Annotated in this window: 7 protein-coding genes and 1 pseudogene; all 8 read right to left on the reverse strand. The window is 32.4% G+C overall.

All coding sequences use genetic code 11. The features are described 5' to 3' along the window. Nucleotides 1–234: 234 nt before the first annotated feature. Entirely contained in the window at nt 235–783 is a 549-nt protein-coding gene (locus ACPYKA_RS19040; protein WP_479543778.1) for a SpoIIIAH-like family protein, read from the reverse strand. 16 nt (nt 784–799) lie between these two features. Further along, nucleotides 800–1,414, reverse strand: coding sequence for a stage III sporulation protein AG (gene spoIIIAG / locus ACPYKA_RS19045; protein ID WP_479543779.1), 615 nt, complete (start codon nt 1,412–1,414; stop codon nt 800–802). Further along, complete coding sequence (spoIIIAF, locus tag ACPYKA_RS19050; RefSeq protein WP_479543780.1) at nt 1,411–2,046, reverse strand: stage III sporulation protein AF; 636 nt, start codon at nt 2,044–2,046, stop codon at nt 1,411–1,413. Before spoIIIAF ends, spoIIIAG begins: the two co-directional genes overlap by 4 nt. A gap of 11 nt (nt 2,047–2,057) precedes the next feature. Further along, the gene (spoIIIAE, locus tag ACPYKA_RS19055) at nt 2,058–3,257 is read right to left on the reverse strand and encodes a stage III sporulation protein AE (protein WP_479543783.1); all 1,200 of its coding nucleotides are present in this window, start codon (nt 3,255–3,257) and stop codon (nt 2,058–2,060) included. A 43-nt stretch (nt 3,258–3,300) separates the two neighbouring features. Continuing rightward, entirely contained in the window at nt 3,301–3,714 is a 414-nt protein-coding gene (gene spoIIIAD, locus ACPYKA_RS19060) for a stage III sporulation protein AD (protein WP_479543781.1), read from the reverse strand. 3 nt (nt 3,715–3,717) lie between these two features. Next, nucleotides 3,718–3,927, reverse strand: a complete 210-nt coding sequence (gene spoIIIAC / locus ACPYKA_RS19065) for a stage III sporulation protein AC (RefSeq protein WP_336260896.1) — start codon at nt 3,925–3,927, stop codon at nt 3,718–3,720. A 14-nt stretch (nt 3,928–3,941) separates the two neighbouring features. Beyond that, on the reverse strand, nt 3,942–4,454 hold the full coding sequence (gene spoIIIAB, locus ACPYKA_RS19070; RefSeq protein ID WP_479543782.1) for a stage III sporulation protein SpoIIIAB: 513 nt from the start codon (nt 4,452–4,454) through the stop codon (nt 3,942–3,944). Further along, nucleotides 4,451–4,707: pseudogene (locus tag ACPYKA_RS19075) on the reverse strand (stage III sporulation protein AA); the annotation flags it as partial. The pseudogene ACPYKA_RS19075 and the gene spoIIIAB, both read right to left, overlap by 4 nt.

Below are 4,707 nucleotides of genomic sequence, written 5' to 3' on the forward strand. Positions count from 1 at the left end.
GGGCTCAACAGCCGCCCACGGAAAGCGTAGTGTATTTCCGTAGCGGTATTCTGTTTTGTAGCTTTGTTTTTATTTCTACGAAGGAAATCAACGAAACTGTTACTAGTTTTAAATTTTCACTACTCATCAGTATCCTTCAACTACAATGATGAAAAGCAACAGGGCTGATGAAAAGGACTTTTAATAAAACAAAATCCAGATGCTTCTTTCTCGCATCTGGATTTTTATAAGTAATTAGCTATTAGTTGCCTGAAAATTAACATCAACTGTAATTTCTCCTAATTCGTCTTTTACCATTTGCATAATTTTTACTGCTTCTTCTCTTGGTAAGTTTTCGGTGATAACATGAACATGCACTTTATTATCTTCTGCTCTTACTAGAACATCTTCATAACTTTCATTTTCAGATAAAATTGATTCTTGTAAAATTGTCTCTTTTGTTTCGATGTTTTCGATAAAATCAATTTCATTTAATGCTTCATTAATTTCCGTTGCGGTTGCGCTACTGGATGCTACTATTTCTTTTAAACGATCTTTTTTAATATTCCGTTCGTCTTCGAGTTCCATTCGAATCGTTGTAAAAAGTTCGTTTCCTTGAACTGGGCTAACTCCTTCAACTTCTACATCGCTATCGTTCTGATCCCGATTTACAGTTTCTTCAATACCTTCTTGTCCAGAATCAATGTATGCTAAATCTTCTTGATCTGACATCATATAATATACACTTAATACGATCATTAAGCTTAACATGGTTAAAAGCCATACCGTTTGTTTTTTTAACATTTCAAAATTTCCCCTTTCACTTTGGCATTACTGAAATTCGATATGTTGGTACATCCAGCACTTTTGATACAGATTCAACAATCCATTTTTTCACTGTTGCGTTATCTGCTCCTTTAGCAATGATAAACACTCCTCTAACATCCGGTTTCTTTGTTTGTACTAATACTGGCACCTCCTGATCTCCTTGTCTTACATACACTAGCTTTGTTTCTTTCGTTTCATCTTCAACATTCCTCATACCACCATTTTTATCTGTTTCGTCCGTTGACTGATTACCCATAATTAAATCTTTTTCATATACATTGACATTGGTAGAATCAACGTTAACCATGACTTCTACTTCAGAAACCCCTTTAATTTGATTTAGCATTACCTGTAGATCTTTTTCATAGCTCGCTTCAATTTCGTTAACATTTTTTATGAGGGACACTTCCTCTATATCATCTTCCTGGACTTTTGCATCTGTTTCTTGATTTAATTCTGTATCCAATTCATTTTTGGGACTTAGTAAATTTCCAAGGAGGATGAATAAAATAGCAATTAAAGCAATCGCAAGTACGTATTTTTGTTTCTTATTTTCAGTACCTTTTCGGAAATAGTTTTGAATGAAGTTCTTTAGCTTTTCAATCAAGACGTCCCTCCCTCCCACATAATTTTAATTTTTTCCTTATCTAAACCCCATATTTCTTCTAATGTACCACTTATATTAGTATCATTATTATTCTTCCTCCTCGATTCTTTTGGCCTGTCCGTTTCAATAATAACTGGATTGATGACGTCGGCCTCTTTATCATCTGACTCTCTCCCATCTGAATTTTCCCGTAGAGTTATAATCACCTCATTGAGATTTTCATAGCTGTCCACATTTGGTTCATCAAATGAAAAAGTAAGCTCAACAATTTGTGCCGAATATTGTTCAAATAGTATGGGGTTTGCTTCTTTCATAAGTTGTAACTTTACCTCATTCCATATATATGCATCTTGTTCAGCTTGTATATCTCTTTTTTGTATTTCCATTAAAGTTTCTGTTTCACTCAATGTCGCTTCCTCCTGAAAGATAATCTGTTCAAACTTATCTAACTGTGCTGTTACGTCATCGGTAAATAAATAGAGAATTGGCTTAGCAAGAACAAGTAGCAATAATAAACCGATAACAATATTGACATACTTTTTCATGGAGTTATTAGGGATTAATAATTCCACAATCGTGCCAAGTAATATAAAAACAATGACTTGCATAACCCATTCTGATATTACATTCATAAAAATTCACCTTATCTAAGAAGTAATGGAATATTACTTGCGATAATAAGAATTACGATCGATAAGAAAAACATAAACGTTACTGTAATTAAACAAGCTAGTATATAAAGAATATATTTACTAATAATATTTAAGCTCGTTATAATTGGGCTATTTCCAAGTGGTTGCAGTAATGCTGCAGCAAGTTTATATACAAATGAAATTGCTATTATTTTAATGGCTGGAAAAACTGCGATAATAATGATTATCGTTAAACCAATGATTCCGACAGCATTTTTTAAAAGTTGGGCAGCAGATAAGACTGTATCAGCTGCATCTGTAAACGTCCTTCCTACAACTGGAATAAAATTTCCTGTAATAAACTTTGTTGTTTTTAACGCTACGCCGTCTTGAATGGCAGTAGCAGTACCTTGTACAGACATAACTCCTAAAAAGATTGTTAAAAAAAACCCGACTGTACCGATACTGATTGATTTGAACAACTCTGCTAGATGAGTTGCTTTAAAATTATCATTTAAATTACTAACAATAATAAGTAATGCAGAAAGGTACAATAAAGGAAAAACAAAAGAAGTCATTAAGATACCGCTAATATGAATGAGAAAGATAATGATTGGATGAAAAAATGACACCGTAATTACTTGTCCAAATGTAGCGATAAGGCCTAACATTAAAGGCAATAACGCTATCATAAAACTACTCATCATGTCAATCGTATCTTTTGCATATGTGAATACACTGTAAAAACTATTAAGTGTAATATAAATAAGTACCATATAAACAACAAAATAAGCGATCTTACTGACAGTACTTTTCTCAAAGGCAGCATGCATGGATTGTAAAATTACTGAAAATAACGTTAGAATAATTAATGTGCCTAATAACTTCCCATTGACAATTAACTCATAAAATAAATATTTCACGATGCCTTTAAGGCTTGATTTAAGTGAGATCGTCCCATTTTCTTTAATTAGTTCCGCAATGTTTTTATTATTAATCTCTGGTATAAACTCACCATATTCGGTACCAATTTGCTTCCAAAACAAATCGACTTCTTCAATCGTTAACTTGTCCAATAATTTTTCTTCAATATCTTCTTCAAATTCAATATCGTTTTCCAACTCAATATCTTCATCGTGTTCATTCGCATTTATCTCAATAGGTATAAACAAGATGAAAACAAATAGTATTGAAGCTATACTTTTATACATTTTCATTCATTTGTTTACGACCCCTTTCTTCCCAAACTATAAATTACTGACTAGGAAATTGATTTCCAGAAACAGGAATGAAATTGAGAATAACCTCTACTACGGCGCTAATAATAGGGATTGCTAGTAAGAGGATAAAAATTTTCCCAGCCAATTCTATTTTTGATGCTACAGAAGCTAGTCCTGCATCTTTTGTTACGTTTGAGCCAAGTTCCGTTATATAAGCAATTCCAATGATTTTTAAAATTGTTTCCACATAAAGAGCGTTAACAGATGCTTTATCCCCCAAGGATTTCAATAGTTGAATAATGATGCCAATTTGTTTTATTACGATGACAAGAATAAGAATGCTAGTAATTAACACGATAAAAAATGAATACGAGGGACTGATATCTTTTAAAAGAATGTACAACAATGTTGCAACTATACCGATTAAGACAATTTGAACAATATCCATTATTTATAAACCTTTTAATAAAAATACAGATTTTATTTGCTGAAATAAGTCAGCCAGATGATGAATAACGATAATCAAGACAATAATAAAGCCAACTAGAGAAACAAATTGGGCAATATCCTCTTTTCCAACTTGCTTTAATACTGTATGGATCAGCGCAGTAATGATCCCAATTCCAGCTATTTGGAATAAAATTGTCGCATCAATTAGCATGAGGATACTCCTTTCTAAAACAGTATTAAAACGATGAATATTCCAATAAGAACTCCCAAACTTTTCATCATTTTTTCATATTTAACTCGCTGGTCATTTGCTTCATCTAATTGTTGTTGTAAATGGTGAATTGCTAAAGTTATATGCTTTTGCTGTTGTATAAATGTATGTTGTCCTAAATTTCTCCCAAATTGTTTCATAATTTCCAGCTCATTATTCTTCAGTGCTGAAACAGTTGTTAATCTATCTAATTCTTGATCCCATACGTCTAAAAAATCTGTTACAACAAAGTCAAAATGTTCCGCTAATTGGTTGTAGAAGTTGTTTATAGGATAAGTGGTCTTTTTTCCAATCGTTCGAAATATTTGCTGTAAGGTTAATTGACTGTATTCCATTTCGGCTTCCAACATTTGTAGTGATAATATAAATTGTCTAATTTGTTTCGTCCGATCACTTAAGCGATTACTCATATCAAATCCTATATAAGTGGTTGTGCTAATTAATAAGAAGGCTCCTAACCATTTCATTGTTTTTTCACCAAGTTTGATGTGATTTTTTTACCTTCACCAGTAAAGATATCTATTTTGAAATAATCATGAGTGTCTTTTTGTAAAATTAACATGCGGTCAAAAACATGATTCGCAAATAAAGGTCGCATTGAAGGTCTTCTTTTTAATTCTTCCACTGATGAACCGTGTGCCGTACAAATGATTGTAACGCCTGCAAAAACTGCTTCCATTAACGCATTAACATCATCTTCTTTTCCGATTTCATCTACCA

Origin of the sequence: Pseudogracilibacillus amylolyticus (SeqCode) (assembly GCF_051918545.1) — a bacterium.
GTDB lineage: Bacteria > Bacillota > Bacilli > Bacillales > Amphibacillaceae > Pseudogracilibacillus.